General features: G+C 64.2%; 4 protein-coding genes. All 4 read right to left on the bottom strand.

From position 1 onward, the window contains the following. Positions 1–140 precede the first annotated feature (140 nt). Positions 141–1694 carry a TolC family protein gene (locus WBH99_RS07265; RefSeq protein WP_424219443.1) on the bottom strand — a complete coding sequence of 518 codons (1554 nt, stop codon included), beginning with the start codon at positions 1692–1694 and terminating at the stop codon, positions 141–143. Positions 1695–1720: 26 nt separating this feature from the next. After that, positions 1721–2779, bottom strand: a complete 1059-nt coding sequence (locus WBH99_RS07270; RefSeq protein ID WP_424219444.1) for an Ig-like domain-containing protein — start codon at positions 2777–2779, stop codon at positions 1721–1723. Between the two features lie 2 nt (positions 2780–2781). Continuing rightward, a complete protein-coding gene (locus WBH99_RS07275) occupies positions 2782–2988 on the bottom strand; it encodes a hypothetical protein (RefSeq protein ID WP_424219445.1) in 207 nt (68 codons plus the stop codon). Positions 2989–3035: 47 nt separating this feature from the next. Beyond that, positions 3036–3240 (bottom strand): transposase (locus WBH99_RS07280; RefSeq protein ID WP_424219446.1); only part of this gene is annotated, 205 nt, incomplete at its 5' end.

Consider the following 3240-nt stretch of genomic DNA (forward strand, 5'->3'; position numbering starts at 1 on the left):
GGGCACGGCTACCCGCCGGCGGCACGGGATTCTGGGCCAGGGCAGGCGATGCCAGGCCATTCGACAACATGCCTGCCAGCACACCTGCCAGCAGGCGGGCCGCCGGTCGGCTCGACCAAACGATATGTTTCATGGACAACTCAACCCTCCGCCGCTGTCTTGGGAGCCGGCGCCTGCTGGAAGGTGACTTCCTGCCACTGCTGCATGGTTTTTTCCATGGCGGCGGCCAGGGTTTTCACGTCATGGCTCTCGATCGCCTCCGGCAACACGTCCAGGCCCACGGAGTTGTAGACCCGGCCCCAGGCGGCCTGGGCGTTGGAATAGGCGGCATAGCGCTGGTATTCGGCCAGGAGCGCCCGGGCCTCGGAGCGGATCACTTCCAGCTCTGAATCGAACTGGCTCTTGGCCGCGGCCTGGGCAAAGTTGAGCAGGCGCTGGTCCACGCGCAGGCTTTCCTCGGCGAACTCCAGTTCGGCCAGTGACAGGCCATAGCGTTGCACCCCGACCCGCACCTGGGTCAGCACGGCCATGGAAAGGGCCATGCGCCGCATGTCGTCAGTCTTGTTCTGGTGCTCATGGGCCTGCTGCAGCGAGGGCCACTGGGTGAGCTTGAGGATGTTCCAGGACAGCCGTACACCCACGTCCACCCATTGGTTGTTGTAGCTGTAGCGGTTGGAATCGTATTGCGGCCCGGCATCCACGGAGAGGTTCGGCCACAAGAGCAGCTTTGCCGCCTTGATGTCGTTTTCCGTCACCCGCTTGCGGTACCACTCTTCCATGATCTCGGGCCGTTTTTCCAAGGCCATGAGTTCCAGCGACTCCAGATTGGCGGGGACCGGCGGCAGGGCATTTTCCTTCTCTTCCGCCAGGGTGTAGGAGGTACCCGGCGCCACGGACATCAGCGCCGTCAGTTCGGCCCGTGCCAGTTCCAGGTCCTGGCGGCGCAGGGTGAGCAGGTTCACCGCGTCGAGCAGGGCGCGCTCATAGGCCAGCACCTGGGGTTGGGGCATCAGGCCCTGCTTTTCCACTTCCTTGGCGCGGGCCAGCGCCTTCTGCACCCGGGCCAGCAGGGCATCCACCCGGCCCAGCAGCTTTTGCGCCCCGAGGGCGCGCCAGTAGCTGTTGCGCACGTCCTGGAGAACATTCTGGGCCACCTTGCGGCGGCGTTCCTCGGCCATCAGCACCTGGTCGGCCTTCTGCTGGGCGCGGTAATAAGAAACGCCGAAGTCGAGCACGTTCCAGGAAAAGGTCAGGTTGGCCAGGGTGCGCTCCCGCTCTTCGGAGGTGGAAGGCCGCAGGGTTTCCAGGCGGTCCTCGATACCGATGGAACGCCCGCCGGAATCGTTGTTGCGGCGGACGTAGCCGGCGCCCGCCACCAGCCGGGGCAGCATCTCGTAGGTCGAGACGTCATGCAGGCTCCGGGTAAGGGCATCCTCCATCAGTTTCAGCTTGTAATCCAGGTTGTACTTCAAGGCCCGGGCCGCCGCCTCGTGGAAAGTGATGGGGCCGGCAATGGGCTCCTGCTCGGCGTACATTTGCAGGTGATCCTGCGCGACCCGCTCCTGAACCTCTTGCTCGGTATAGGGCACGGGCTGCAGCGAGCCGCAACCAGAGAGCAATGCCAGGGCCAAGGCGGAAACGGCCAGCAGACGGGGGCCGGGAAGGGCCGATTTGCGATTGTTATGGTTGTGCATGATCAAGGTTCTCGGGATCGTAAAAATCAAACTGGGGTGGAAGATTGAACGGCGTGAACAGTGCGGGCGGCCAAGGGCAGGCGCCCGGCGCCGCCATGCAACTGCTGGGTGAAGGAAGGTGCAATGGAAGGCGCAACGCTTCGGGGGGGCGGTGGCGCCTCGGGCGTGCCGGAGGGCACCATGGCGGCCTGCTCGGCCAGGCCAGGGTCTCCCTCCCCTGCCGTGACAGCGGCCTCGCGGCTGTCCGCAAGCGGTGGGGCCGGGGGCTCCGTTGCCGGAGGCTGGCCGTCCATGTCTTTCAGAGGCTTGCCGGGCACGATGCTGCTCTCGAACAGTGTCGGCGTCGGCAGTTGCCAGTCGCTGCTCAGGCTGATGCGGCCATGGCGGCTTTCCACCGCGTTGCCCAGGAAGTTGGCCTGATGCTGGGAATCGCGCACGGCAGGGATGACGAACAGGTTGGGATCGTTCCCCAGACCCTGGCCAAGGGAAACCGTGCGGATTTCTCCCTGGGTCACCCAGGCCGGGTTGCCCGTCATGCGCTGGTCGTCCAGTTCCCGCGCCTTTTGGGAAAACTCCACTTCCTTGTTGACATAGACGATGGGGTGGAAAGGCAGGGGCAGGCGGCGCACGTCGTCGAAACGCTCGCTGGCGAAATAGGGGCCGCTATCGAGAATGACCGGGCTGTTGTCGAGCACATTGAGCGGTTGCAGCGGGGCTTCCGGCTGCAGTTTCGGTCCCTCACCGGGCTGCGTTGGTATCGGCAAGACGGGTGACGGGGGGTGCCGGTTGGCGTCAACAACAAGATTGTTTTCCGGATTCGCTGCGTTGATCTCCGGTAGGCCTGGCGTCGGCACGACCGGCGGCTGGACAGGCGGCTGGGCGGGCGGTACGACAGGGGGCTCAACCGGTGGCTCAACGGGTGGCTCAACGGGCGAGAGCACAGGAGGGCGTGCACCCATAGTAATGGTGAGGGTCACCGTGGCCGTGCTGGTGTCACCATCCTGGTCGGTGATGGTGTAGGTGAAGCTGTCCGGGCCGTTGTAGCCGGGGGTTGGGGTGTAGGTGAAGCTGCCGTCGTTGCCCACCGTTACTGTGCCGTGGGCCGGGTCAGTGGTCTTGCTCCAGACATTGCCGCCGTCACCGCTGGGGTGTCGTTGCCGGTCAGGGTGCCGGTCAGCGAGGTGTCCTCATTGGTGGTAAAGCTGTCACTTACCGCCACTGGCAGTTGATTGGCCGGAGCAACGCTGACCGGGACAATGGTGAGCGTCACCGTGGCGGTGGAGGGGTTGTGCAACCCTTTTTCTGTAAATCATCCGAGGCGATGTCATCGGGATGATGGGATCAGTCTTTCATATTGAGATAGATCTTGCCGGTCATCCACTTCTCATCGCACTCGGCGAGCAGTGCGGAGACGAGTCTCAGGCAAGAGGCGGTGTTGGGGAAGATCGACGCGACGCGGGTGCGGCGCTTGATCTCGCGGTTGATGCGTTCAAGGCCGTTGGTGGTACGCAAGCGGGTACGTTGGCTGTCAGGGAAGTCGAATGCC

Source organism: Azovibrio sp. (genome assembly GCF_049658005.1).
GTDB lineage: Bacteria > Pseudomonadota > Gammaproteobacteria > Burkholderiales > Rhodocyclaceae > Azovibrio.

Coding starts and splice junctions, on each gene's coding strand:
- WBH99_RS07265 (WP_424219443.1), bottom strand. CDS start 1,694: ATGCACAACCATAACAATCGCAAATCGGCCCTTCCCGGCCCCCGTCTG.